The sequence below is a fragment of the Streptomyces sp. cf386 genome, assembly GCF_900103585.1.
Lineage (GTDB): Bacteria > Actinomycetota > Actinomycetes > Streptomycetales > Streptomycetaceae > Streptomyces.
The window spans coordinates 236,515-260,445 of the sequence record NZ_FNHV01000012.1; the positions used below are offsets into that span (position 1 = coordinate 236,515).

Sequence of the window (23,931 nt, forward strand, 5' to 3'; positions counted from 1 at the left end):
GAGTCGGGGCCACGCACGCTGAACGAAACGGTTTCGTACATCAGATTACCGCTGCTTTTGTAAAACCGGAGTCAGTCGGAGTCACGGAGCCATGAACGGGCTGGGGCGGCTAGGACTTCGCGCGGACCAGCCCGGCGTCGTACGCCATGATCACGGCCTGGATGCGGTCGCGTGCCCCGATCTTGGCCAGGACCCGTCCGACGTGCTTCTTCACCGTGGACTCGGTGAGGACGAACCGTTCGGCGATCTCCGTGTTCGTCCAGCCCTGGCCGATGGCGACCAGCACCTCGCGCTCACGGTCGCTGAGAGTCCCCAGCCGGGGGTCCTCCGCGGCGGGGACGTCGGTCGGCGCGAGGACCTGGTGGGCGTAGGCGTCCAGCAGGCGGCGGGTCAGGCTGGGCGCGACGACCGCGTCGCCGGTGGCGACGGCCTTGATGCCGGCCACGAGTTCCTCGGGGCGGGCGTCCTTGAGCAGAAAGCCGCTGGCGCCGGCCCGCAGTCCGTCGTACGCGTACTCGTCGAGGTCGAAGGTGGTGACGATGAGGACGCGGGTACGGCCGCCGGACGCGACGATGCGGCGGGTGGCCTCGATACCGTCCATGCCGGGCATGCGGATGTCCATGAGGACGACGTCGGGGCGCAGTTCGGCGGCCATGCGGACGGCCTCCGCCCCGTGCTCCGCCTCGCCGACCGGTTCCAGGCCGGGCGTGCCTTCGAGGAGCATGCGGACGCCCATGCGCTGGAGGGGCTGGTCGTCGGCGATGAGGACGGTCGTCATGACTGGGGGTCTCCTGGTGGTACGTCGAGCACGACGTCCACGAGCCAGCCGTGGCCGGTGTCGCGCGGTCCGATGACGACGGTGCCGCCGTACATGGCGGCCCGCTGGCGGATGCCGACGAGGCCGTGGCCCGCGTCGTCCGTCCGGGCGGCCGGCTCCGATCGCGGGAGTGCCCCCGGCGGTGCGCCGGTGTCGGCGACCCGGATACGCACCTCCCGCGCCTCGACGGCGACGGTGACCTCGGCGGACGCGCCCGGCCCCGCGTGCTTGAGCGTGTTGGTCAGGGATTCCTGGACGATCCGGTACACGGTGAGCTGCACGCCGTCGCCCAGGGATTCGAGCCCGCCCACGGTCCGGTACGTCACCGGCAGTCCGGCCGCGCGCACCCGGGCCAGCAGGGGTTCCAGGTCCCGGATGCCGGGCTGCGGGCTGAGCATCCGCTCGGCGACCTGGTCCTCGCGCAGGACGCCCAGGACCCGGCGGAGTTCGCTCATGGCCTGGCGGCCGGTGTCGCCGAGGATGCGCAGGGCCTCCTCGGACTGCTCGCCCCGGCCCGCGGCGAGGGTCGCGGCGCCGTCGGCGACGGTGACCATGACCGAGAGGTTGTGGCCGACGATGTCGTGCATCTCGCGGGCCACGCGGGAGCGTTCGGCGGCGGCGGTGAGCCGTTCGCGCTGGTCGCGCTCGACCTCCAGGCGCCGGGCCCGGTCCTCCAGCGCGGCCAGATACATCCGGCGGATACGCAGCGTCAGGCCGATGGCCATGGCCGCCGTCGCCGTCCCCAGGAGGAAGAAGAGACCGCGCAGCGAATTGCCGACATCCACCAGGACGGAGACCGCCACGCTCGTTTCGACGACGGTCACCGCGGCGGCCCAGCCCAGCGCCCGCAACGAACCGTGCAGGGCCAGGGAGTACAGCGCGACGAGCGTGCTGATGCCGGCCTGCTGCCACACGCCGAACGACCACTGGACGAGGGACACCAGCGCGATCACGAAGAACGTGACGGCCGGGGCCCTGCGCCGCCACCACAGCGGCACGATGAGTCCCGCCGCGAAGAGGAACAGCACGCCCGTGGGCATCTCCGCGCTGTGGACCGCCTCGCCGAAGGGACCGCGGCTGGTGCCGGCGATCAGGTCGGGCAGGCTGATGAGGGCGACGACCAGCACCACCGCGGTGTCGAGCACCCACGGATGCCGGCGGTCCATCCGCTGCCGGTCCTGCTGGCCGCGCCACATACGGCCCAGCACCGGGTGCGCCCACTCGGCGTCGAACCCGGAGGCCGGCGGGGGCGCCGACCCCCGGGAGGTCTGCTCGGCGGCTGCCGGACGCTCCGGGTTCATGACCACCATTGTCCTCGTGCCCAGGTCAGGCGTCGGTCCGGACCAGCCGGACGGCCGCCCCGACGAGGGTCAGCGCCACCCAGCCGGCGAACACCGCGAGTCCCGCGCCGGGCGAGAGGGAGCCCGAGGTCTCGTGCAGGGCGTAGACGGCCGACCCCGCGTTGCTGGGGAAGTAGGGGCTGAGCGTGTCGTACCAGGAGTCGGGCAGCAGCGAGGCCAGGCCGGGCAGGATCAGCAGGACGCCGACCAGGGCCGCGATGGCCCCCGCGGAGGAGCGGATCAGGACGCCGAGGGCCACGCCGAACACGGCCACCAGGGCGAGATAGACGCCCGCTCCGGCCAGGCTGCGCAGGACGCCGTCGTCGCCCAGGGAGAGCGCGATCCGCTCGCCGTCCAGACCCGGGGTGCCCAACTGGAACGCGGCCAGCGCGCCGATGGTGGCCAGGACCAGGGCGATGGGCCCGATCACGAGGGCCTTGGACCACAGCACCGGCAGTCGGCGCGGTACGGCGGCGAGGGTGGAGCGGATCATGCCGGTGCTGTACTCGCCCGCGGAGAGCAGCACCCCGAGCACGCCGATGGCCAGTGACGCGAAGGTCACGCCGGTCAGGGCCAGGCTGACGGCGGTGCTGTCGCCGTCGCCGCTGCCCGGTCCGGGCGGACCGCCGGTCGCGACGGCGTCGGGGCTGTAGGTGTAGCTGGCGACCGCCCCGAAGAGGACCAGCAGGAACACGGCGACACCCAGGGTGATCCAACTGGAGCGCAGCGACCAGAACTTGGCCCACTCCGAGCGCAGCACCCGGACGCCGGTGATCTTGTAGTTAGTCGTACGGGCCGGGGCGGGGGCTGGGGCTAGGCTGGTAACACTCATCACGCGGCCTTTCGCTCGGTGTCGACCGGAGCACTCTGGTACTCGACGACATCGCGGGTGAGTTCCATGAACGCCGCCTCCAGGGAGACGGCCTGCGGGGTGAGTTCGTACAGCGGCACCCCGTGCTCTGCGGCGATCGCCCCGATCTCGCGGGCGTCGCGGCCGGTGACCAGCAGTTCCTCGGCGGAGGAGGAGCTGATCGTGACGTCCGGGCCGGCCAGCAGCGAGCGCAGCCGCATGGCCTCGGCGGTGGCGACCTTCACGCCGCCACCGCCGGCCTCGCGCGTGAAGTCGTCGACCGTGGTGTCGGCGAGCAGCCTGCCCCGCCCGATGATCACCAGGTGGTCGGCGATCAGCGCGGTCTCGCTCATCAGGTGCGAGGAGAGCATCACCGCCCGCCCCTCGTCGGCCAGGGAGCGCAGCAGGTTGCGCACCCACAACACGCCCTCGGGGTCGAGGCCGTTGACCGGTTCGTCGAGCATGACGATCGCCGGGTCGCCGAGCAGCGCCGAGGCGATGCCGAGCCGCTGGCCCATGCCGAGCGAGAAGGCGCCGACCCGCTTGCCGGCCACGCTGGTCAGCCCGGCCAGCTCGATGACCTCGTCCACCCGGCGCCGCGGAATGCCGTGGGTGTACGCGAGCGCCATCAGGTGGTTGAACGCGCTGCGCCCCGGGTGGACGGACTTGGCCTCCAGCAGCGTGCCGATCTCCTGCAAGGGCGCGGCGTGCCTGGTGTACGACTTGCCGCCCACGGTGACCGAGCCCTTGGTGGGGGCGTCCAGGCCGACGATCATGCGCATCGTCGTGGACTTGCCCGCGCCGTTGGGGCCGAGAAAGCCGGTGACCTCACCGGGCCGGACGGTGAAGCTCAGGTGGTCGACGACCGTCTTGTCGCCGTACCGCTTGGTCAGCTCACGCGCTTCGATCATGGAATCGGCCTTTCCTGCCTCGAACTCGGACCGGGCCGCGGACGCGCCGCGGTGTCTGACTTCGAACCTAGGAGCGCCGCGGGTCGAGACTCTGGGACCGGAGGGGAATCTTCGGCGCCCCAGTGGTACCGCGGTACCACTGCGCCCACCCGCGCCGACCGCTCTCAGCGGAGGCCCAGCGGACTCTCGGCGAATTCCCAGCTTGCTGTCGCGGCTTTCCCCGTTTGGGCCGCGAGGGTTCTGCCGGACGACGCGTCACCCCCACTGTCGCCTCTCCGTACGAGGAATCCATGCCCCAGACTTCCAGCGGCCCGACCACGGCCGACGGCTTCCACCCCGGGCTCCCCGGCCCGTCCGGGACCCACACCCCCACCGTCGAGATCGTCATTCCGGTCTACAACGAGGAACGCGCGCTCCCCGGCTGTCTGCGCACTCTGCACGCCCGGCTGCGTGCGCAGCTCCCGTACCCGTGGCGGATCACCGTCGCGGACAACGCCAGCGTCGACCGCACCCTCCAGGTGGCGACGGAACTCGCCGCCGAGCTGCCCGGGTTGGAGGTCCGCCACCTGGACCGCAAGGGCCGCGGCCTGGCACTGCGCACCGTGTGGGGCGCCAGCGAGGCCGACATCGTCGTCTACATGGACGTCGACCTGTCCACGGGTCTCGACGGACTGCTGCCCCTGATCGCCCCGCTGGCCAGCGGCCATTCCGACCTGGCCGTCGGCAGTCGGCTCGCGCCGGGCGCGCGGACCGTGCGCGGACCGCGCCGCGAGGTGGTCTCCCGCTGCTACAACGGGCTGATCCGGCTGACCCACGGGGCCCGGTTCAGCGACGCGCAGTGCGGCTTCAAGGCCGCCCGCACCGAGGTGCTGCGCCCGCTGCTGGAGAAGACGCGGGACGACGCCTGGTTCTTCGACACCGAGCTTCTGCTGCTCGCCGAGCACAACGGGCTGCGCATCCATGAGGTGCCGGTCGACTGGGTGGAGGACGTCGACACCCGCGTCGACGTCGTCGGCACCGCCGCGGACGACCTGCGGGGGCTGTATCGCATGGCCCGGCTGAAGGCGTCCGGCGCCGCCCGCGTCACGCTGCCACGCCGTCCCGCCCCGGCCGCCGAGCACCCGGACGCGGTACTGGCCCCCGAGACCGGCCGCTCCCGGTTCACCTGGGAGGTGGGCTGCTTCGTCGCGATCGGCATCGCCTCGACCGTCGGACAGGCGCTCCTCTACTGGCTGTTGCGGGGCTGGTGGCCGCCCGCGGTCGCCAACCTCCTCTCCCTGCTGGTGCTCACGGTCCTCAACACCGAGGCCAACCGCCGCCTGACGTTCCGCTGGTCCGCGACCGGCGTGAGCCGGGCCCACCTGGGCGCGGGCGTCCTGTTCCTGCTCGGCTACCTCGTCACTTCCGCCGCCGTGCTGCTGTACCGCGAGAGCAGTCCGGACGCCTCGGCCGCCGCCGAGACCGTCGTACTGGCCGCATCGTCGCTGCTGGTCACCGCGGTGCGCTTCGTGGTGCTGCGGCTGGCCGTCTTCCGGCGGCGCTGATGTCCCGCCGTCTTGCGGCCGCCTCGATGTCCCGTCCGTTTCCCGCCACCGGAGAGCGAACCGCAACCGTGACCGAAACCTCCCACGCCCCGTCGGCGACGTCCCAAGGCCCGTCGGCCACCTCCGCGAGCCCGCCACCGCCGGTCGTCGCCGGCCGTGCGCTGCCGCGCTGGGCCGCCCCGGCCGCCCTCGGCGCGATCCTGCTCCTGGCCGCGGTGCTCTACGGCTGGGCCCTCGGCTCCCTCGGCTGGGGCAACAGCTACTACTCGGCCGCCGTGAAGTCGATGGGGCAGAGCTGGACCAACTTCCTCTTCGGCGCCTACGACCCCGCCGGCGTCGTCACCGTCGACAAGCCCCCGGCCGCGCTGTGGCCCCAGGTCATCAGCACCAAGATCTTCGGCCTGCACGGCTGGGCGGTGATCCTGCCCCAGACGCTGGAAGGCGTCGCCGCGGTCCTCGTCCTGCACCGGACGGTGCGCCGCTGGGCGGGCGAGGGCGCCGGTCTGCTCGCCGCCCTGGTCCTGACGCTCACCCCCATCACGGTGGCGATCAACCGCGACAACAACCCCGACACCCTGCTGGTGCTGACGCTGGTCGCGGCCGCGTACGCGCTGACCCGGGCGCTGCGGGCACCCGCGGGCCGGTCGGCGCTGTGGTGGCTGTGCGGCAGCGGTTTCCTGATCGGGTTCGGGTTCCTGACGAAGATGCTGGCCGCCTGGATGGTGATCCCGGCCTTCGCCGCGGCCTGGCTGGTGGGCGCGGCCGGGACCTGGCTCGTACGGCTCCGCCGGCTGCTGGTCGCGGGGGCCGTGCTGGCCGTGTCCTCGCTGTGGTGGGTCGCTTTGGTGGCGCTGTGGCCCGGCGATCGCCCGTACATCGGCGGGAGCGAGGACGGCTCGGCCTGGGACCTGGTCATCGGGTACAACGGCTTCGGCCGGATCTTCGGTGAGGGCGGCACCGCCGGCGGTTTCGGCGGCGGTGTCTCCTTCGGGGGCGCCGCGGGGCTCGGCCGGCTCTTCAACGACCAGGTCGGCGGCCAGATCGGCTGGCTGCTGCCGCTGTGCGGAGTCGCGCTGGGCGTCGCGGTGACGGTCGCGGTGCTGCGCCGACGCGGAAGCACGGCCGCGGGCGAGCCGCTCGCCGCTTCCGGGTGGGTGCTGTGGGGGACCTGGCTCGTGGTGTGCGGGCTCGTGTTCGCCACGCAGGAGGGCACCTTCCATCCGTACTACACCACCCAGTTGGCCCCTGCCGTCGCCGCCCTCGCGGCGGGCCTCGCGACCGCGCTGGTCCGTGCTCAACGGGCCGGTGCGCGCTGGGCGTTGCCGACCGGGGCCGGGGGCGTACTGGTCACCGCGGTCTGGGCGGTCGTCGTGATCGAGCGGGAGCCGTCCTGGAACGGGTGGCTGACGTGGCTGGTGGCGGTCATGGCGTGCGCCGCGATCGCGCTGCTGCTGGTTTCGGTACGACGGCACCGGCTGCTGCCGGTCGCGCTGGGCGGGGCTGTGCTCGCGGTGGTGATGGCGCCGGGCGCATGGGCGGTCACGGTTCCCGGGTCCGACTCCGCGATGGGCGGCGCCAATCCGACGGCGGGACCGGTCGGCGGGATGCCCTTCGGGGCGGGTGGCATGCCTGGTGGGGGTTCTGCCGGGATGCCCGGCGGGGCCCTGGGCGAGGCGCCGGAGGACATGCCGTCGGGGATGCCGCCCGGTATGCCTTCGGGGATGCCCGGCTTCGGTGGCGGCCGAGCAGGCGGTGCGGGCGGCACGGCCGGCGCCGGAGGCCTCGGTCGGCTCATGGGAGCCACCGGCCTCACCGCCGACCAGCGCAAGATCCTCGACTACGCCGTCGAGAACTCCGGTTCGGCCCGGATCAGCCTCGCCGTCGAGGGCGGTGCGAACGCCACGTCCTCGTTCATCCTGGACAGCGACGCCACCGTCATCGGCATGGGCGGCTTCATCGGCACCGACGACGCGCCGTCCGTCGACCAGCTGGAGACCTGGACCGGGACCGGCCAACTGCGCTACGTCCTGGGCTCGGACGGCCGCGGCTTCGGCGCGATGCCCGGCGGCAGCGGCGACGCGGCCTCCCGGCGCTCCGAGTGGATCAGCGAGAACTGCACCGAGGTCGCGCCCTCCGCCTACGGCGGCAGCACCGACGACGACTCCGCGGCCACCGGCATGATGGGAGCCGGCACCACCCTGTACGACTGCGCCGACCAGCAGTGACGGACGGCAGAACGGACCTCGCGCACCATGGATGAGCAGCCCCCCGCCCGGCTCACCCACCGCGTCCTCGTCGTCGAGGACGACCCCGGCATCCGCTACCTGCTGGAGTCGGCCCTGAGCCTGTCCGGCTACCGGGTGAGCACCGCAACGACGGGCCACGGCGCCCTGCTGGAGGTCGAGCGGTTCCGCCCCGACCTGATCCTGCTCGACGTGATGCTGCCCGACCTGGACGGTTTCGAGGTCACCCGGGGACTGCGCGCGGTGGGTGTGCGCACCCCGGTGCTGTTCCTGACGGCCCGCACCGAGGTCGAGAGCCGGATCGCCGGCCTCGGCGCGGGCGGTGACGACTACGTGGGCAAGCCGTTCAGTGTCGAGGAGGTGCTGCTGCGCATCCGCGCCATCCTGCGTCGTACGGGGCACGACGTCCCGTACGACGCGGGCGAGGACCAGGCCGAGGTGCTGCGCTTCGCGGACCTCGAACTGGACGAGCGGGCCCACGAGGTGCACCGGGCGGGGCAGTACATCGCGCTCTCCCCGACCGAGTTCAAGCTGCTCGCCTTCCTGATGGAGAACCCGAACCGGGTGCTCAGCAAGTCCCAGATCCTCGACCGGGTCTGGGGCTACGACTTCGCGGGCGACGGCCGCATCGTGGAGACCTATGTGCGGTACCTGCGGCGCAAGATCGACCACCTCGATCCGCCGCTGATCCACACGCGGCGGGGCGTGGGGTACTGTCTGCGGCTGCCGCGCGGGACCGAGGGATGATCCGCCGGCTCCGACTGCGCGCAGCACGCTCGGGATCGTTGCGCGGCCGGCTGGTGTGGGGGGCGGCGCTGCTGGCCGCGGTCGCGGTGCTCGCCGCCCAGGCCATCGGCTTCCTGGTGCTGCGCTCGTGGCTGCTGCATCGCGTCGACGAGCAGCTCCACGACTTCGCCCTGCCGCAGCAGGCCCCTGACGCCGATGTGCCGAGGCCTCGGGACCCCGACTCGGTGACCCTGCCCTCGGACTTCCGCCTCGCCTTCTACGACGCGCGCGGCCACGAGGTCGGCAGGCTCGGCGACGGCAAGGCCCCTGGGCCGCAACTCCCGGACTCCGTACGCCGGTTGCCGCGCGGCGACGGGCGGCCGGCGACCGTGCCGGCCGTGTCCGGGGACGGCCGGTGGCGGATCCTCACCAAGGCCGGCCCGGACCGGTCGTCGTACGTCGTCGCACTGCCCCTGGACACCGTGGACGGCGCCACCGACAAGCTGCTGTGGCTCAACGGCATCGTGCTGGTCGTCACCGTCACGGGTCTGATCGTCCTCAGCCGCTGGGTCGTCCGGATCGGCCTGCTGCCGCTGACCCGTATGGAGCGCACCGCGCAGGGCATCACCGCCGGCGATCTGGGCCTGCGCCTCGCCGACACCGACTCCCGTACCGAGACGGGCCGCCTGGGCGCGGTGCTGAACACGATGCTGGAGCGGCTGGAACAGGCCCTGCGGGAACGGGAGTTCTCCGAGGCACGGCTGCGGCGCTTCGTCGCCGACGCCGGGCACGAACTGCGTACCCCGCTGACCTCCATCCAGGGCCTCGCGGAGCTGGCCCTGCGCCACGAGGAGCGGTCGCCCACCGAACGGCGTGAGGGCGACCGGCTGATCGTCCAGAACGCCGAGCGGATCAGCCTGCTCGTGGACGACCTCCTGCTGCTGGCCAAGCTGGACCAGGAGCCCGCCTACCGCAGCGAGCCGGTGGATCTGCTGGCCGTGGCCGCCGACACCGTCAGCGCCGCGGCCCACCAGAGCGAGGGGCACACCGTCCGGCTGGGCGCCCTGGGCAGCGGGGACGAGGAGGAACTGGAACTGGTCGAGACGACCGGCGATCCGCACCGGCTGCGGCAGGTCGCGGGCAATCTGCTGTCCAACGCGCTGCGGCACACACCGCCCGGAACGCGGGTGGACGTCCGCGTGGGGACCGGTCGGGCCGGCCCCGTGACCGGCGGCACGAACCGGCCGGGGCGGACGAGTCCCTCGCCGCCGCTGCGGGACGGCGCGCGGATCTGCGTACTGGAAGTGGCGGACCAGGGCCCGGGGCTGTCCCCGGAAGCCGCCGACCGTGTCTTCGAGCGCTTCTACCGGGTCGACCCGTCCCGCTCCCACGACCATGGCGGCTCCGGCCTGGGCCTCGCCATCGCGAGCGCGATCGCTCAGGGCCACGGCGGCCGGCTGGAACTGGAGACGGCCCCGGGCCGCGGGAGCGTCTTCCGGCTGGTGCTGCCCGCCTGACGAGCTGAGAGACGGCTCCGGTGCCGTGGTACCGGAGCCGTCTGTCAGCGGGACCTCGGGCGACCTACCTCTGCTTGATCCGCAGGAAGGTGACCGAGTTCGCCGGGAAGGTGTACGTGAACCGGTCGGCGACCCCCGAGAAAGTGGACGTCACCGGCGCGACCGGCGTCTGCGTCTCACTGTTCACCGCGTTCGGGTCGGCCGACAGGGTCGTCACCCGGGCCTTGGACGCGACCTTCGCGCCGCCGAGGTCGATGGCCGTACGGGCCGCCGCCGACTGGGCGTTGACGACCTTGACGATCAGGTCACCGGTCTTCTTGTCCTTGGTGACGACCTGGCGGAACGGCTCGGCCGGTTTGTCGTCCTTGAAGCTGCCCCACTCCTGGCCGTCGAGGTAGAGGCTGACCTGGCGGCCCCGCACCTTGACCTGGATGTCGTAGGTACGGCCCGTCTCGATCGACCCGGCCTTGGAGATCAGCGTCCCCTTGCCGCCGTCCACGGCCTGTTCGACGGCGGACTGGGTGTTGTTCCAGCCGCCGAGGTTCCACCAGTAGTAGTTGCCGGTGTCCTTGACGCCGAAGGCGACGAGGAAGCCCTCCTTGCCGGACTTCTTGGTGGCCTTCACCTTCAGGTCGTAGTCGTGCCAGGTCGGGTCGCCGGCCGAGACCATGGTGTTCTCGGCGGCCACGTCGGTCTGCACGTACTGCCCGTCCTGGACGCTCCAGCTGCCGCCGCCCGTGTGCTTCCACTGCGCGGCGTCACCGCTGAAGTCGTCGCTGAGCAGCGTCTTACCGTCCGCGTCGGTGACCGACACGTCGTCGTACGCCGCCGTGGTCGCCCAGGTCGACAGGCCGACCGCGCCGCTGATCGGGCCCTGCACCGAGGGTGTCCCGGTGGCCGTCGAGGGGACCACCCGGTCGCCGACGTTGGTCATGAACAGCTTCTGGACCTCGTAGTTGGCGGAGTTCCAGGAGGCGTGGTTGTTGAACCACACCATGTCCGGTCGCCACTGCACATAGTCCTCGTTGGCGAACAGCGGGGCGTACGAGGCGAGTTTGACCACGTCGGCGTTGCGCTCCAGGCCGGTCATGAACGCGGCTTCGGCGAGGCCGTTCTTGAAGGCGTTGCCCTGGGAGGCGTACTCACCGAGGAAGACCTTCGGGCCGGTGCGGTCGTAGGAGTCGTAGCGGTCGTTGTTCTGCAGGAACCACTGCGGGCTGTTGTAGTAGTGCTCGTCGACCATGGCGACCTTCTCCTGGCGGTTGAGCTGCCAGGCCGTGTCGAAGGTCTGACCGGCGTCGTCCGGGCCGGAGTTGGAGACGACGGTGATGTCCGGGTACTCGGCCTCGATGGCGGCGCGGAACTGCTTGAACCGGGCCATGAACTCGACCGGCAGGTTCTCCTCGTTGCCGACGCCGAGGTGGGTGAGGTGGAAGGGCCCCGGGTGGCCCATCTGCGCGCGCTTCTTGCCCCAGGTCGAGGTCACCGGTCCGTTGGCGAACTCGATGAGGTCGAGGGCGTCCTGGATGTGCCGCTTGAGCAGCGCGTCGTTGTCGGTGGCCTTGTTCTGGCCGCAGCCGGTCACCAGGGCCGGGACGACGGGCAGCGGCATGGCGCCGATGTCCTCGGCGAAGCGGAAGTACTCGTAGTAGCCGAGCCCGTAGGACTGGTTGTAGCCCCAGAAGTTGGAGTTGGTGGCGCGCTCCTCGACCGGGCCGATGGTGTCCTTCCACTGGTAGGAGCGCTTGCGCTGCCAGTTCGAGGCCTCGCTGTAGTCCTCCATCGAACCGGTGTTGACCAGGCAGCCGCCGGGGAAGCGCAGGAAGCCGGGCTTCAGGGCCGCGACCTTCTCGGCGAGGTCCTTGCGCAGACCGTTGGCCTGATGCTTGTAGGTGTCGCGCGGGAAGAGGGACACCATGTCCAGGGCCGCCGCGGCCGAGGAGGCGACGGTGAGGCGGCCGTCGTTGCTGGTGCGGGTCGCGGTGAAGGTGGCGCGGTACTTGGCCCAGCCGCTCTTCTGCACGGCCACCTCGCGGGCGGTGGCGAGGGTGCCGTCGGCGTCCTGGAGGGTGACGGTCAGGGCGGTGCCGCCCTCGGCGCGCGCCCACACCGAGAAGTCGTACTTCTTGCCCGCCTCGACGTGGATGCCGGTGTTGTAGCCGGCGTTCGTGACGGCCGAACCGGCCTCCAGGGACAGGTAGTTGCGGTTGCGCTCGCCCAGCCGGCCGGCGTCGTTCACCACCTGTCCGGTGCCGTCGACCGTCCAGGAGGTGAGGGGCGTGTACGACCGGTTGTCGTCCGTCGAGTACTCGAAGGACCGGTTCTGCACGAGCTCGGCGTACAGACCGCCGTCCGCGGCCCGGTTGATGTCCTCGAAGAAGACGCCGTACATCGTGTCGTCGATCTTCGCGCCCTTGGCGGCGGGGTCGACGGTGATCGCGTAGTCGGTGACGTCCTCGGCGTGGGCGGGGGCGGGGATGAGGCCGGCCGCCACCAGGAAGGCGGTGGCGGCGATGCCGTATCTCCAGCGCGTGCGTGACATGAACACTCCGCGGCTCGATGTTCGAAATATCAGACAATGATCAGGACTTCGAACGGCAAGATAGGGAGGGGGGTTTGCGAGCGTCAACAGGTCGGTCGGTATCGAAAGTGTCGGAAGCGGTCGGAGGTGAGGGACGGATGGGCGAGTTCTGGCCGGTTCCGGATGTGCTGACATATCTGGCCGGGAGCTGGCGGGTCGAGCGGTCGGTGCGGGATCTCGCGAGCGGGGACGAAGGGGAGTTCTCCGGTACGACGGTTTTCGGCCGCCTCGACGACGACGGGCTGCTGCACGAGGAGTCCGGAACTTTCGTCTGGCGGGGCGTCGGACGTCCCGCCGAGCGGACGCTGCGCTTCCTGCCGGGCGCGACGCCGGGCACCGCGGACGTGCGCTTCGCCGACGGGCGGCCCTTCCACGACCTCGACCTGACCTCCGGGCGGCACATCGCCGACCATCCGTGCTCGGCCGACCTCTACCGGGGCGAGTTCACCGTCCTGGACGAGGGCCACTGGCGGACGGTGTGGCGGGTGCGCGGCCCGGCCAAGGACCTCGTCCTCACGACCGACTACGCGCGCGAGGGCTGAGCCGGCGCCCCGTCGAAGCGGAGGTTCCAGCGGCCGGCCCGGCCGGTCACGGTGGTCGCCGAAAGGGGGCGTACGTCGAGGTTCCAGTACGTGGCGGGCGGCGCCTTCAGCGCGTACACCAGGGCGGCCCGGATCACGGACGGTTCGGCCACGGCGACGATACGGCCGCCGTCCTCCACGGGCCGGGTGTCCAGCCAGCCCCCGACCCGGGAGATGAACGCCAGCAACGACTCACCGCCGTGCGGTGTGCCGCGCGGGTCGGCCAGCCAGGCGTCCACCGCCTCCGGTTCCCGGGCCATCGCCTCGCCCAGGGTCAGCCCACGCCAGCGGCCCATGTCGCAGTCGCGCAGGGCGAGTTGCACCAGCGGGGCATACCCGAGGGCATCGCCGGTGGCGCGGCTGCGCGGGGTCGGCGAGCAGTAGCGCAGCTCGGCGGCGGCCAGCGGCAGCAGGTCGCGCGCGACGCGCTGCACCTCGTCCCAGCCGGCCTGGTCCAGCGGCCGGTCGTCCTCGAAGCGCTCGGCGAGCAGCGGTGAGCTGCGCGCGGCGGCTACGAACGTGACCCGAAGTGGCATGCGGCGATGGTGTGACGCGAAAGTGCGCAGGTCAAGAGGTGTTGTGGAGGAGTCACCGAGGGTGGACGAAACCTTACTGCGGGGTCAGGATCAGGCGGACAAGTCGCCAGAAAACAGAGCTGTTGGAAGTTCAAGCAGGACCGCCGGAAGGACAGTTCCGCCTGCGGCTCCGCTAGAAGTACAGCGCCATCCACTGGTCCGGCCGCTCCAACGGTCCGAACCCGAGCTTCTCGTAGACCCCGTGCGCGTCGTGCGTGGCGAGCAGCATGCGCTTGATCCCGTACGGCCGCAGGTGCTCGCGTACGCCGCCGACGAGCGCCGTCCCGATCCCCTTGCCGCGCACCGACGGGTCGACATACACATCGCACAGCCACGCGAAGGTCGCCCGGTCGGTGACGACCCGGGCATACGCCACCTGCTCCCCCGAAACCGTCTCGTACACCCCGAAGTTCAGCGACCCCTCGATCGCCCCGTCCTGCTTCTCCCGCGCCCGCCCGATCGCCCAGTACGCGTCGGTGGACAGCCATCGGTGCACGCGCGCGGCGTCGATGCGGTCGGGGTCGGTCGAGATCTCGTAGCCCTCGGCGAGGGGCGGGGTGTCGGTCATGCGGCGAGATTCGCAGGACGACGGCGCGGGCGTCGAGCGGTTTTCCCGGTGGGCGGGGCGTTGTCAGTGGCGGGTGCGATGCTGCGGGCATGACCGGGACGACGACAGCGGCGGACTACGCGTGGCTGGACGAGCAGTACGAGAACCTGATGCAGGCGTACTGCATCACGCTGATCCGCGGACTGACTCCCGAGGAGCTGCTCCGCGAACTGGCCGCCGAGCCCGGGCCACGGATCACCGGCGTGGACGGCCTGTGCGAGCCCTCGTACGACGATCGCGGGGCGTACCGGCTGTTCGTCGGGGCGACCTCGGTCGGCGACTGGTCCCTCATGGTCGAGTTCAACGGCTACCTCGGCGTCACGAACGAAGCCATGATCCCCCTCTCACGCGGCCGCACGGTGGTCTCCCACTTCCTCAACGTCAACGCGGTGGACCATTTCTGCTGGTACGAGGACGGCGAGCTGCGCCTGCACTTCGAGCCGCTCTTCGCCTACTACCGCGAGGGCACTCATCCCGACGAACTCCTGGAGGAAATGCGGGAGTCGGGCTTCGACCTGATCGAGCACGACGAGGACGACGAGCGGGACTACGAGGGCCTCACCGGCGCCTCCTTCGCCCTGGCCCACCGCATCACCGGCATACGCCTGACCCCGGAGCTGTTCGCGTCGGCCGAGTTCACCTGCGGTATCGCCCCGGTGCCCCACGGCTAGAGCACCTCGTCACAGGCGGTCCGCAGTCGCCGTACCCCCTCCGTGATCTCCCCCACCCCCGCCACCGCCGCGAAGCTCAACCGCACATGCCCGGCCGGAGGCTCCGCGCTGAAGTACGGGCGGCCCGGGGTGACGGCGACGCCCGCGCGCAGGGCTGCGGCGTTCAGGGCGGCCTCGTCGGCGCCGTCGGGGAGGCGGAGCCACAGGTGGTAGCCGCCGGACGGGATGTGCGGGAGGGCGAGTTCGGGGAGGTCGAGGCGCAGGGCGGCCGTCATCGCGTCGCGGCGGGTCTTCAACTCGGCGGAGATCGCCCGCAGATGGCGCGGCCAGGCCGGCGAGCCGACGAGTTCGAGTGCGGCCTCCTGCAAGGGCCGCGGCACGAAGAAGGTGTCGACCACCTGGATGGCGCGCAGCCGCTCCAGCACCGGGCCCCGGGCGGCGAGCGCGCTCAGCCGGAAGCTCGGCGAGGTCGCCTTGGTCAGCGAGCAGACGTGGACGACGACACCGTCGGGATCGTCCGCGGCCAGCGGACGCGGCAGGGGCCCGGCGTCCTCGTGCACCAGTCGTCGTACGAAGTCGTCCTCGACGACGAAGGCACCGGCCTCCCGCGCGATGCGGAGCACCTCACCGCGCCGCTCGGGGGCGAGCATGGCGCCGGTCGGGTTCTGGAACAGCGGCTGGCAGACGAACACGCGGGCGCCGGTCGCCCGGAAGGCGTCGGCGAGCAGGGACGGGCGTACACCGTCAGGGTCGACCGGAACCGGGATGGGGCGCAGGCCGGCCGCGCGGGCGATCGCCAGCATGCCGGGATACGTCGGCGACTCGACCAGCACCGGCGCACCCGGCGGTGCGAGCGCCCGTAGCGCGGTCGTCAGGGCCGACTGACCGCCCGCGGTGATCAGCACCTCGGCCGCCGTGACGGCGCCGCCCGGCCCGCCGATGCTGCGCGCGAACCATTCCCGCAGCTCCGGCAGCCCGTCCATGGGCGGCCTCCCCCACGCACCGGGCCTACGTCCGGCCCGCGACAGCGCGGCGGCCATCGCCCGCTCCGGCTGCAACGACTGGTGCAGATAGCCGCCGTTGAACTCGATCACGCCGGGCGGCGGGGCGGTGAGCGAGGCCAGCACCCCCGAGGCGTCCACCGAGCGCGGCACGAGCTCCGCGGCGGCGTCCGCGCTGAGCGTCACCTCCTGCCAGGAGGTGTCCCCGACCTGGGCGGCCTGCGGACGGGATTCGGCGCGGAACGCTCCGGCGCCGGGCCGGGTGACGACCAGCCCCTCGGCGGCCAGTTGCCCAAGGGCCCGGGAGACGGTCACCGGGCTTACCCGGAACCGCTCGACGAGGGCCCGGCTGGACGGCAGCTTTCCACCGGGAGAGTAGCGGTCCAGTTCCCGCCGCAGCTGATCCGCCAGTTCACCGACACTGCTACGCTCTTGCATGAGAGCACAGAATAGCGCTACCGGATCGACCTCGATAGCAGTCACCGCCCAGGCCGTCCCGGCAGCGCCGGCCACACCGCGCACACCGACAGCCCCGGATGCCACCGAGGCACCCCAGGCCGCCCCGGCCAGGACCACCCTCCGCGGCACCCTCCAAGCCGCCCTCGGTGTCGCGGCCTTCTCCCTGACGTTCCCCGCCACCGCCTGGGGCCTGGAGGGATTCGGACCCTGGTCCCTGGTCGGCGTGCGCTCCGTGCTGGCCGCGCTGATCGCGGGCAGCTGTCTGCTCGCCGTGGGGGTCCCCCCGCGCGAGCGAAGCCGAGCGTGGGGGAGGGTGCCGCTCCCCGCCCGCCGGCACTGGGCGGGTCTCGCGGTGGTCGCCGCCGGAGTGGTCCTCGGCTTCCCGCTCTTCAGCACGCTCGCGCTCCAGACGTCCACCACCGCGCACGCCGCCGTCGTGGTCGGGCTGCTCCCGCTGACCACCGCGCTGTTCTCCGCCCTGCGCGTCGGCACCCGCCCCTCGCGCACCTTCTGGACGGCGGCGCTCGTGGGCGCGGGCGCCGTGGTCGCCTTCACCGTGCAGCAGAGCGGCGGCGCCCTGACCACGGCCGACCTGTACCTCTTCGTGGCGCTGCTGGTGTGCGCGGCCGGCTACACCGAGGGCGGCCGGCTGGCCCGGGTGATGCCCGGCTGGCAGGTGATCGGCTGGGCGCTGGTGCTGTGCCTGCCGCTCACGATCCCGGCCGCCGCGATCGCCCTGTCGTACGAGCCCGTGCACCTGAACTGGCACGGCGTGACCGGACTGCTGTGGGTCGCGGCGGGCTCGCAGTTCCTCGGCCTGGTCGTCTGGTACCGGGGCATGGCCGCCATCGGCATCCCGAAGGCCAGCCAGTTGCAGTTGGCGCAGCCCCTGCTCACACTGGTGTGGTCGGTGCTGCTGCTGGGCGAGCACCTGACAGTGGCCGCGCCGCTGACGGCCGCGGCGGTGCTCGTGTGCATCGCCGTGACCCAGCGGGCGCGTGGCTGAGCGGGCCCGTACGACCCACTTCCAACCACCGCTCCACGCCGTAGACTCAAGGCCACGGACCGCTGCTCCCGCTCCTGGTGAGGAGGACCGACAGATGCGTGCAACCGTGGGCGACCAGCTTGTGCAGCACGGCAGGGTGGTCGGGCAACACGACAAGGTCGGCGAGATCGTCGAGATCCTGGGCCAGGAGGGCAACCCTCCGTACCGCGTCCGCTTCGAGGACGGGCACGAGGGCTTGTGCTCCCCCGGCCCCGACACCGAGATCCGTCACAGTCACAAGAACATGGCGAAGTAGCTCGCCGAGCAGATCAGCGCGGGGTCCTCGCCGGCTGCCCGTAGTGGTCGGCGACCACCCTCGCCATGGCCCCGATCCGGTCGGTGGCCACCTCCTTCGCGGCGAAGAAGACGTGCCCGTGCGCCTCCGCGTACTCCTTGGCCAGCGTGAGGTGCCGCGACAGCTCGGCCGGGTCCTGCCAGGCCGCGGGCTGCGCCGGATCGCCGGCCTTGTACAGCGCCTCGCCGAGGTACAGCCGCGTCCTGCTGCCCCGCGCCACCTCCGCCCACCAGGGCACGAGCTTGGCGTAGTCGGCGGCGGCGAAGCCGATGTTCCAGTACAGCTGCGGGCAGATGTAGTCGATCCAGCCCTCGCGGACCCACTTGCGGGTGTCCGCGTACAGGTCGTCGTACGTCTGCACCCCCGCCCGTGAGTCGGAGCCGAGCGGATCGGTGGCGGCGTTGCGCCACACACCGAACGGGCTGATGCCGAACTGTGTGGTGGGCCGGATCCGGCGGATGCCGGCCGCCATCTCGATGACCAGCTTGTCGATGTTGTCCCGCCGCCAGGCGGCCCGCGTCGGGAAGCCGCCGCCGTAGCGGTCGTAGGCGTCGGTGTCGTCGAAGGTCTGGCCCGCAACCGGATAGGGGTAGAAGTAGTCGTCGAAGTGGACCCCGTCGACCTGGTACTTCTCCACCGCGTCGAGCATCGCCTGCTGCACGAAGGTGCGGACCTCGGGCAGTCCCGGGTTGTAGTAGAGCTTGCCGCCGTACGTCACCACCCACTCCGGGTTCTGCCGGGCGGGGTGGGACTCGGCGAGCCTGGTGGGGTCCGTGTGGTTGGCGATGCGGTACGGGTTGAACCAGGCGTGCAGCTCCAGACCACGGGCGTGGGCCTCCGCGACAGCCGTGCCCAGCGGGTCCCAGCCGGGGTCCTTGCCCTGCGTACCGGTGAGAACCTGCGACCACGGCTCGTACGGCGAGGGCCACAGGGCGTCGGCCGTGGGCCGTACCTGGAGGACCACCGTGTTCAGGCGGCTGTCCACCGCCGTGTCCAGGTGGGCGAGCAACTCGTCGCGCTGCTCGTCCGCGGTCAGCCCCGGCTTGGAGGGCCAGTCCCGGTTCGTCACGGTCGCCACCCACACGCCGCGCATCTCCCGGACCGCCCTTCGCCGACCCGGGTCAGACCCGCGCGCCAGGGCGGAACTCGCCGCCACCGCGCCGCCTCCCGCCACGAGCGCCGACAAGGCGGTCACCGTGAAGGCCCGTCGTGACAGCCGTGACTTCCGGTGCAGCATCTCTTCGTACCTCCGTGTGCCGTGGTCAAGGGCCCACCCCGCAGCAGATCCGTACGTGCCGGACCGCGCCCGCGCCAGCTTTTCATGAGGCACCCGAACGATCGATCAAACTTCGCCGAAGGTAACGTGCAGGTTTGGAGCAGGCGCCGAACAACGGCGGACCTGCCGCAGTCGTGGATCAGCGAAGGGGACGATGTGACCGGCATCTCCGGAGATATTGCACGCGTCGGTGTGGTGGGCTGTGGCCAGATGGGGGCGGGCATCGCCGAGGTGTGCGCCCGCGCCGGCCTGGACGTGAAGGTCGCCGAGACCACCGGCGAGGCCCTGGAGATCGGCCGCACCCGGCTGTTCAACTCCCTGGCCAAGGCCGCCGAGCGCGGCAAGATCAGCGAGGAGGAGCGGGACGCCACGCTGGCACGGCTGTCGTTCACCACGGACCTCGGCGAGTTCGCCGACCGCGACCTGGTGATCGAGGCCGTCGTCGAGAGCGAGCAGGTGAAGACCGAGATCTTCCAGGTGCTCGACCAGGTCGTGACCCGCCCGGACGCCATCCTCGCCTCCAACACCTCCTCGATCCCGCTGGTGAAGCTGGCGGTCGCCACCTCGCGCCCCGACCAGGTCATCGGCATCCACTTCTTCAACCCGGCCCCGGTGCAGAAGCTCGTCGAGCTGATCCCGGCCCTCACCACCTCCGAGGGCACGATCGCCCGCGCCCAGTCCTTCGCCGAGAAGCTGCTCGGCAAGCACGCGATCCGTGCCCAGGACCGCTCCGGCTTCGTGGTCAACGCGCTGCTGATCCCCTACCTCCTCTCCGCGATCCGGATGTTCGAGTCGGGCATCGCCAGCCGCGAGGACATCGACAACGGCATGGAGCTGGGCTGCGCCCACCCGATGGGCCCGCTCAGGCTGTCCGACCTGATCGGCCTGGACACCGTCGCCTCGGTGGCGCAGAGCATGTACGACGAGTTCAAGGAGCCGCTGTACGCCGCTCCCCCGCTGCTGCTGCGCATGGTCGACGCCGGCCGGCTGGGCCGCAAGACGAACTCCGGCTTCTACACCTACGGCTGATTACAGACCGTCAGATTCCGGCCAAGCACGCGGGCCCGGCACCGAGAAGGTGCCGGGCCCGCGTCATTCACACACCGTGTGCACTCCGGGCTCGCATATGCCCCTCGCACACTCTCCCCATGCGCCCACCAGGCGAGTTCACTTTCCCTGCGCATGCAAGGGATGAGAAACGACTACGGATAGGAGCGGACACGTGACCGCCGATCCCGAGCATCCAGTCGTGTCTGGAGAACTCGCAGAGTTACGACGTCGACTCGACGTCGCCTACGCCCGTGTGGAGGGCGGGCTGGCTCTGCTGTCGCACCGCACCGAGGAGACCGCCAAGGAGATCGACGAGCTGAACACCCGGATCCACACACTGGAACACGCGCGCTGGCCGCTGCCCGCGGTCGCCGCCCTCACCGCCGTGGGTGCTCTCGTCGTGGCGATCTGGCAGGCCGTCGGACACTAGCCCAGGGACGTCTGCTCAGGGCAAGACGTCCTGCCCCAGCCTGAGATGGTGCAGCATCAGTAACGCGGCCGCCATGTTGGCGGCCGGGACCTCCCCACGGGCGACCATGTCGGGGACGAGCTTGAGCGGAACCCATTCCCGGCGGTCCGACTCGAAGTCGTCCACGGGATGTCCGACGTACTCGCCCTCGTCGGCCCAGTAGATGTGGTGCCGGGCGTCGGTGAGCCCGTTGGAGGGCTCCACGCTCATGAGGTGGTGCAGGGGTCCCGGCCGCCAGCCGGTCTCCTCCTCGAGCTCCCTGGCGGCCGCGCGGACGATGTCCTCGCCGTCCTCGACGACGCCCGCCGCGAGTTCCCACCCCCAGCTGTCGGTGATGAAGCGGTGGCGCCACAGGAGGAGGACTTCATTGGCCTCGTTGACCACTGTGGCGACGGCGACCGGCCGCATCCGTATGAGGAAGTGGTCCAGGTGCCGGCCGTCGGGCAGCTCCACGTCTGCCAGATTGACGGTGAACCAGCGGTTTTCATACACAGTTTGTTCGTTCTGTTTCGTCCACTGCACGGTTCTGCCACCTTCCGTCGAGTAAGTGGCAATATCGCAGCAGGGACTATGAGGTGTCGGTGTTCGAGCGTCGACCTGATACCGGCCTAGAGCGGTACGCGCAGTGCTCCGTCGATGAGTTCGGCGGCCTCGGCCGTGCCCGCGCCGCCGCTGCGCACCAGGTGTTCGCGTACCGCCCTGAGTCTGTCGCGCAGGCGCTGGGACTCCATTCCCCGCGCCTGCTCGGCCATCTGCACCGCCGTGGCCACCGCCTTGTCGGCATTGCCCTGGCGCAGCTCGATGGTGCTGAGCATGGCCAGCCGGTGCACCCGGCCCCGGTCGTGGGCGGGATTGTCGACGGCGGCCGCGGCGTGCTCCGCCGCGGCCGCCAGCTCCCCGAGACTCAGCAGCGCCTCCGCCACCTGAACATTGACGAGTCCGGGCTGGACATAGCCCGTTTCGTCGGGTTCGTATCCGCGGTGGATGCGATCGGCGGCCTGCTCGGCACGCCGGATGCAGGACAGGGCGCTCGTGCCGTCGCCGAGGTGGGCGTACGCCTTCGCCTGCATCGCGTACAGGTCGGAGGCGAGCGCCGGGGTGATGTGCTTGCCGGCGGCCCGCAGCGCGGCCTCCGCGAAGGCGACGGCCTGCCGGAACTCCCGCATGAACAGCGCCTGGTTGACCAGCAGCGCGATCACATAGGCGCCCAGCCCCCGGTCTCCACTGGCCTTCGCGAGCCGCAGCGCCTGATGGAAGTACCGCTGGGCGAGCCCGTGCGCGTCGGAGTCGTACGCGCAGATGCCCGCGACCGCCACCAACCCACCGGTGGCACGATGCAGTTGACGGCCCGTGGCGTCGGTGTAGCTGCCGCGCAGCAGCGGGGCGGCCTCCGCGTTCAGGAACCCGACGATCCGGGTGCGGGTCGCTATACCGCCCGCCTTGCGGTACATCTGCTCGTAGTGGGTGCGGGCGGCCCGCAGCATCTCGATGTCGCCGGGTGTGACCCGATGCCGCCCCCCGCGCGAGACATCGACGTCCTCGGGCGGGTTCTCCCACTCCCACACGGGCATCACGGCGGGCGTACCCGTGACCGCGGGCGCGCCCAGGATGTGGGGCCGCTGCTGCTCATCGGAGCGCCACAGCGCGGTGGCCCGCTCGACGAAGCCGGACAGCGAGGTGACGTGCGCGGTGGACGGTTCGCCGGGTACGCCCAGGCCGATGTCGTCGAGCGTGACGGTACGGTGCAGCCTCGCGGCGAGCACCTCGCAGATCAGGTCGGGCACCTGGCCGCGCGGCCGCTGGCCCTTCAACCACCGTGCGACGGCGGTGTGTTCGTATCTCAGCGCGATCCCGCGCGCCCGCCCCGCCTGGTTCACGTGCGCTGCCAGCCCCGCGTGCGAGACCCCGGCCTCGTCCAGGATCGCGTCGAGCAGAGTGTTGGGCTGCATGTATGCCCCCCGGGTGGCCTCGGTGCCGACAGAGTAGTGCGAACCGCTTCACACGGGGTGTGAAGCGAGTGCTCGAATCCGTAGGGTGCGCGCGCTGTTGCGGAGAGTTCCCATCCAGTTGACTGAAATGCCTCGCAAGAGGCCGGCCGGGCCGCCGGCTCCCCCTCGTACAGTGCGGCGGCCCGCATCCGCGCCGTCCGCCCAGCTGCCTGCCCGACACTCCGTGGCGGGGCGGACGGCCGCCGCCGGCTTGGCCGCGCGCCCCATCGCCGTTGCGTCAAAGGTGGTTGGTCGGCTGCGGATTGCCCGTGGCTGGTCGCGCAGTTCCCCGCGCCCCTAGGGAATCGCAGGGGACCCTCGTTCGATCGTTCCGTAGGACCAGTAGCGCTATGTCGTCCGTGGGCCTTCCCCTGGTGTGGCGGAGGAGGGCCGTGAAGAGCGTGCGCAGGATCGATTGCGGGGTGATCGGGTGGTTGCGTACGACCTCGATGAGCGCCGCCTGCAGCGAAAAGAACCGGCCTCGTGCGTCCCTCGCGTCCTCGACGCCGTCCGTGAAGAGGACCAGGGAGTCGCCGGGAAGCAGGGAGCCGCAGCCCGAGGGGGTCAGTTCGGCGGGGAGGGGGAACGGTCCCAAGGGCGGGAGGGGATCGGCGTCGGCGAGAGGGCCTACGCCTCCGTCCGTCAGCAGATACGGCCAGGGGTGGCCGCAGTTGAGGGCGGTCACCTCGCCGTCGCGGTCGATCTCCAGCAGCAGGAGGGTGACGAACTCCTCGGCGACCGGGGTGTCGGGCTCCAGGCCGGAGGCGGGGTGTTCGTCGCGGGCCCGTTCGCGCAGGTGTCGGGCCAGGGCCCGCTCCAGTCTGCGCAGCACCTGGCCCAGGTCGGGTTCGTCGTGGACGGCCTCGCGGAAGCTGCCGAGAAGGGCGGCCACCGTGCCGATGGCGGCGATGCCATGGCCGCGTACGTCGCCCATCACCGCCCGTACGCCGTGCTCGGTGGCGACGACCTCGTACAGGTCACCGCCGACACAGGCGTCACGGTCGGCGGAGAGCTGGGCGGCGGCGACGTTCAACCCGTCGATACGCGCGGGCAACGGCCGCAGCAGCGCGTTCTGTGCGGCCCCGGCGACCTTGCGGACCTGCCGAAGCTCACGCAGCAGGGCCTGCCGGACATGCAGGATCAGTCCGGTCCCCACGGCGAAGAAGACGGCACTGGTGACGACGCGAGCCCCAAGGCTGTCCTCCTGGGCCAGCGGACAGGCCAACTTGTACGTGATCGCCATCGCACCCCAGGCGGTGGGCAGCCCCATCGCCAGCACCTTCCGGGGAACCCGAGCCTTGATGCGGAACATGCCTATGGCCCCCCAATAGGCCCTGACAACGCAGACGGACCGACCCCGAAAGGCCGGTCCGATTCTGTCGAGA

22 protein-coding genes are annotated in these 23,931 nt (G+C 71.4%); 10 read left to right on the forward strand and 12 right to left on the reverse strand.

The window, feature by feature from the left end:
• Positions 1 to 109 precede the first annotated feature (109 nt).
• The 4 genes from BLU79_RS29605 to BLU79_RS29620 are packed head-to-tail and all read right to left on the reverse strand — an operon-like array spanning position 110 to position 3,918.
• Entirely contained in the window at positions 110 to 778 is a 669-nt protein-coding gene (locus tag BLU79_RS29605) for a response regulator (protein WP_093908995.1), read from the reverse strand.
• Entirely contained in the window at positions 775 to 2,118 is a 1,344-nt protein-coding gene (locus BLU79_RS29610; RefSeq protein WP_093909092.1) for a sensor histidine kinase, read from the reverse strand. The genes BLU79_RS29605 and BLU79_RS29610 overlap by 4 nt, the downstream gene beginning before the upstream one ends.
• A gap of 25 nt (positions 2,119 to 2,143) precedes the next feature.
• Positions 2,144 to 2,989, reverse strand: coding sequence for a hypothetical protein (locus BLU79_RS29615; protein ID WP_093908996.1), 846 nt, complete (start codon positions 2,987 to 2,989; stop codon positions 2,144 to 2,146).
• Positions 2,989 to 3,918, reverse strand: coding sequence for an ABC transporter ATP-binding protein (locus BLU79_RS29620; protein ID WP_093908997.1), 930 nt, complete (start codon positions 3,916 to 3,918; stop codon positions 2,989 to 2,991). The genes BLU79_RS29615 and BLU79_RS29620 overlap by 1 nt, the downstream gene beginning before the upstream one ends.
• 290 nt (positions 3,919 to 4,208) lie before the next feature.
• Here BLU79_RS29620 and BLU79_RS29625 point away from each other — a divergent pair, with 290 nt between their 5' ends.
• The 4 genes from BLU79_RS29625 (at position 4,209) to BLU79_RS29640 (ending at position 9,948) form a co-directional block, all read left to right on the forward strand.
• Positions 4,209 to 5,462, forward strand: a complete 1,254-nt coding sequence (locus tag BLU79_RS29625) for a bifunctional glycosyltransferase family 2/GtrA family protein (RefSeq protein ID WP_093908998.1) — start codon at positions 4,209 to 4,211, stop codon at positions 5,460 to 5,462.
• A 68-nt stretch (positions 5,463 to 5,530) separates the two neighbouring features.
• Positions 5,531 to 7,687, forward strand: coding sequence for an ArnT family glycosyltransferase (locus BLU79_RS29630; RefSeq protein ID WP_256333510.1), 2,157 nt, complete (start codon positions 5,531 to 5,533; stop codon positions 7,685 to 7,687).
• Positions 7,688 to 7,714: 27 nt separating this feature from the next.
• Positions 7,715 to 8,452: a response regulator transcription factor gene (locus tag BLU79_RS29635; protein ID WP_093908999.1), complete on the forward strand. Its 738-nt coding sequence runs from the start codon at positions 7,715 to 7,717 to the stop codon at positions 8,450 to 8,452.
• Positions 8,449 to 9,948, forward strand: a complete 1,500-nt coding sequence (locus tag BLU79_RS29640) for a sensor histidine kinase (RefSeq protein ID WP_093909000.1) — start codon at positions 8,449 to 8,451, stop codon at positions 9,946 to 9,948. The genes BLU79_RS29635 and BLU79_RS29640 overlap by 4 nt, the downstream gene beginning before the upstream one ends.
• 64 nt (positions 9,949 to 10,012) lie before the next feature.
• Here the strand turns inward: BLU79_RS29640 and BLU79_RS29645 are convergent, their stop codons facing one another.
• Complete coding sequence (locus BLU79_RS29645) at positions 10,013 to 12,490, reverse strand: alpha-L-arabinofuranosidase C-terminal domain-containing protein (RefSeq protein ID WP_093909001.1); 2,478 nt, start codon at positions 12,488 to 12,490, stop codon at positions 10,013 to 10,015.
• A 137-nt stretch (positions 12,491 to 12,627) separates the two neighbouring features.
• Between BLU79_RS29645 and BLU79_RS29650 the strand changes: the two genes are divergently transcribed.
• The gene (locus BLU79_RS29650) at positions 12,628 to 13,071 is read left to right on the forward strand and encodes a DUF6314 family protein (RefSeq protein WP_093909002.1); all 444 of its coding nucleotides are present in this window, start codon (positions 12,628 to 12,630) and stop codon (positions 13,069 to 13,071) included.
• On the opposite strand, the gene BLU79_RS29655 is transcribed toward BLU79_RS29650, so the two are convergent.
• Both BLU79_RS29655 and BLU79_RS29660 read right to left on the reverse strand, forming a co-directional pair.
• Positions 13,053 to 13,646 carry a histidine phosphatase family protein gene (locus tag BLU79_RS29655; protein WP_093909003.1) on the reverse strand — a complete coding sequence of 198 codons (594 nt, stop codon included), beginning with the start codon at positions 13,644 to 13,646 and terminating at the stop codon, positions 13,053 to 13,055. The two genes, BLU79_RS29650 and BLU79_RS29655, sit on opposite strands and share 19 nt — an antisense overlap.
• Before the next feature lie 172 nt (positions 13,647 to 13,818).
• The gene (locus BLU79_RS29660; protein WP_093909004.1) at positions 13,819 to 14,253 is read right to left on the reverse strand and encodes a GNAT family N-acetyltransferase; all 435 of its coding nucleotides are present in this window, start codon (positions 14,251 to 14,253) and stop codon (positions 13,819 to 13,821) included.
• Positions 14,254 to 14,342: 89 nt separating this feature from the next.
• Here BLU79_RS29660 and BLU79_RS29665 point away from each other — a divergent pair, with 89 nt between their 5' ends.
• Positions 14,343 to 14,963: a DUF6461 domain-containing protein gene (locus BLU79_RS29665; protein WP_093909005.1), complete on the forward strand. Its 621-nt coding sequence runs from the start codon at positions 14,343 to 14,345 to the stop codon at positions 14,961 to 14,963.
• Here BLU79_RS29665 and BLU79_RS29670 read toward each other — a convergent pair.
• Positions 14,960 to 16,402 (reverse strand): aminotransferase-like domain-containing protein, encoded by a 1,443-nt coding sequence (locus BLU79_RS29670; RefSeq protein WP_093909006.1) that lies wholly within the window; start codon positions 16,400 to 16,402, stop codon positions 14,960 to 14,962. The genes BLU79_RS29665 and BLU79_RS29670 overlap by 4 nt on opposite strands.
• On the opposite strand from BLU79_RS29670, the gene BLU79_RS29675 reads away from it, so the two are divergent.
• Complete coding sequence (locus BLU79_RS29675; RefSeq protein ID WP_093909007.1) at positions 16,401 to 17,429, forward strand: DMT family transporter; 1,029 nt, start codon at positions 16,401 to 16,403, stop codon at positions 17,427 to 17,429. The genes BLU79_RS29670 and BLU79_RS29675 overlap by 2 nt on opposite strands.
• Positions 17,430 to 17,523: 94 nt before the next feature.
• Positions 17,524 to 17,724: a DUF1918 domain-containing protein gene (locus tag BLU79_RS29680; RefSeq protein ID WP_093909008.1), complete on the forward strand. Its 201-nt coding sequence runs from the start codon at positions 17,524 to 17,526 to the stop codon at positions 17,722 to 17,724.
• Positions 17,725 to 17,737: 13 nt separating this feature from the next.
• Here BLU79_RS29680 and BLU79_RS29685 read toward each other — a convergent pair whose 3' ends face one another.
• Complete coding sequence (locus tag BLU79_RS29685; protein ID WP_093909009.1) at positions 17,738 to 19,000, reverse strand: glycoside hydrolase family 10-like protein; 1,263 nt, start codon at positions 18,998 to 19,000, stop codon at positions 17,738 to 17,740.
• 195 nt (positions 19,001 to 19,195) lie between these two features.
• Here BLU79_RS29685 and BLU79_RS29690 point away from each other — a divergent pair, with 195 nt between their 5' ends.
• Complete coding sequence (locus tag BLU79_RS29690; protein ID WP_305657758.1) at positions 19,196 to 20,068, forward strand: 3-hydroxybutyryl-CoA dehydrogenase; 873 nt, start codon at positions 19,196 to 19,198, stop codon at positions 20,066 to 20,068.
• Positions 20,069 to 20,261: 193 nt separating this feature from the next.
• Positions 20,262 to 20,519, forward strand: coding sequence for a hypothetical protein (locus tag BLU79_RS29695; protein WP_093909010.1), 258 nt, complete (start codon positions 20,262 to 20,264; stop codon positions 20,517 to 20,519).
• A 15-nt stretch (positions 20,520 to 20,534) separates the two neighbouring features.
• On the opposite strand, the gene BLU79_RS29700 is transcribed toward BLU79_RS29695, so the two are convergent.
• From BLU79_RS29700 to BLU79_RS29710, 3 genes are all read right to left on the reverse strand, one after another.
• Positions 20,535 to 21,080: an NUDIX hydrolase gene (locus tag BLU79_RS29700; RefSeq protein WP_093909011.1), complete on the reverse strand. Its 546-nt coding sequence runs from the start codon at positions 21,078 to 21,080 to the stop codon at positions 20,535 to 20,537.
• Between the two features lie 86 nt (positions 21,081 to 21,166).
• Entirely contained in the window at positions 21,167 to 22,507 is a 1,341-nt protein-coding gene (locus tag BLU79_RS29705) for an NsdA family TPR-like regulatory protein (RefSeq protein ID WP_093909012.1), read from the reverse strand.
• A gap of 277 nt (positions 22,508 to 22,784) precedes the next feature.
• Positions 22,785 to 23,858 (reverse strand): PP2C family protein-serine/threonine phosphatase, encoded by a 1,074-nt coding sequence (locus BLU79_RS29710; protein ID WP_093909013.1) that lies wholly within the window; start codon positions 23,856 to 23,858, stop codon positions 22,785 to 22,787.
• Between the last annotated feature and the right edge of the window lie 73 nt (positions 23,859 to 23,931).

What these genes read in the sequence shown, in the direction of transcription:
- BLU79_RS29665 (WP_093909005.1), top strand. Translation starts at nt 14,343, where the DNA reads ATGACCGGGACGACGACAGCGGCGGACTACGCGTGGCTGGACGAGCAG.
- BLU79_RS29640 (WP_093909000.1), top strand. Translation starts at nt 8,449, where the DNA reads ATGATCCGCCGGCTCCGACTGCGCGCAGCACGCTCGGGATCGTTGCGC.
- BLU79_RS29655 (WP_093909003.1), bottom strand. Translation starts at nt 13,646, where the DNA reads ATGCCACTTCGGGTCACGTTCGTAGCCGCCGCGCGCAGCTCACCGCTG.
- BLU79_RS29660 (WP_093909004.1), bottom strand. Translation starts at nt 14,253, where the DNA reads ATGACCGACACCCCGCCCCTCGCCGAGGGCTACGAGATCTCGACCGAC.
- BLU79_RS29645 (WP_093909001.1), bottom strand. Translation starts at nt 12,490, where the DNA reads ATGTCACGCACGCGCTGGAGATACGGCATCGCCGCCACCGCCTTCCTG.
- BLU79_RS29650 (WP_093909002.1), top strand. Translation starts at nt 12,628, where the DNA reads ATGGGCGAGTTCTGGCCGGTTCCGGATGTGCTGACATATCTGGCCGGG.
- BLU79_RS29670 (WP_093909006.1), bottom strand. Translation starts at nt 16,402, where the DNA reads ATGCAAGAGCGTAGCAGTGTCGGTGAACTGGCGGATCAGCTGCGGCGG.
- BLU79_RS29685 (WP_093909009.1), bottom strand. Translation starts at nt 19,000, where the DNA reads ATGCTGCACCGGAAGTCACGGCTGTCACGACGGGCCTTCACGGTGACC.
- BLU79_RS29615 (WP_093908996.1), bottom strand. Translation starts at nt 2,989, where the DNA reads ATGAGTGTTACCAGCCTAGCCCCAGCCCCCGCCCCGGCCCGTACGACT.
- BLU79_RS29625 (WP_093908998.1), top strand. Translation starts at nt 4,209, where the DNA reads ATGCCCCAGACTTCCAGCGGCCCGACCACGGCCGACGGCTTCCACCCC.
- BLU79_RS29675 (WP_093909007.1), top strand. Translation starts at nt 16,401, where the DNA reads ATGAGAGCACAGAATAGCGCTACCGGATCGACCTCGATAGCAGTCACC.
- BLU79_RS29680 (WP_093909008.1), top strand. Translation starts at nt 17,524, where the DNA reads ATGCGTGCAACCGTGGGCGACCAGCTTGTGCAGCACGGCAGGGTGGTC.
- BLU79_RS29605 (WP_093908995.1), bottom strand. Translation starts at nt 778, where the DNA reads ATGACGACCGTCCTCATCGCCGACGACCAGCCCCTCCAGCGCATGGGC.
- BLU79_RS29610 (WP_093909092.1), bottom strand. Translation starts at nt 2,118, where the DNA reads ATGAACCCGGAGCGTCCGGCAGCCGCCGAGCAGACCTCCCGGGGGTCG.
- BLU79_RS29710 (WP_093909013.1), bottom strand. Translation starts at nt 23,858, where the DNA reads ATGTTCCGCATCAAGGCTCGGGTTCCCCGGAAGGTGCTGGCGATGGGG.
- BLU79_RS29635 (WP_093908999.1), top strand. Translation starts at nt 7,715, where the DNA reads ATGGATGAGCAGCCCCCCGCCCGGCTCACCCACCGCGTCCTCGTCGTC.
- BLU79_RS29705 (WP_093909012.1), bottom strand. Translation starts at nt 22,507, where the DNA reads ATGCAGCCCAACACTCTGCTCGACGCGATCCTGGACGAGGCCGGGGTC.
- BLU79_RS29620 (WP_093908997.1), bottom strand. Translation starts at nt 3,918, where the DNA reads ATGATCGAAGCGCGTGAGCTGACCAAGCGGTACGGCGACAAGACGGTC.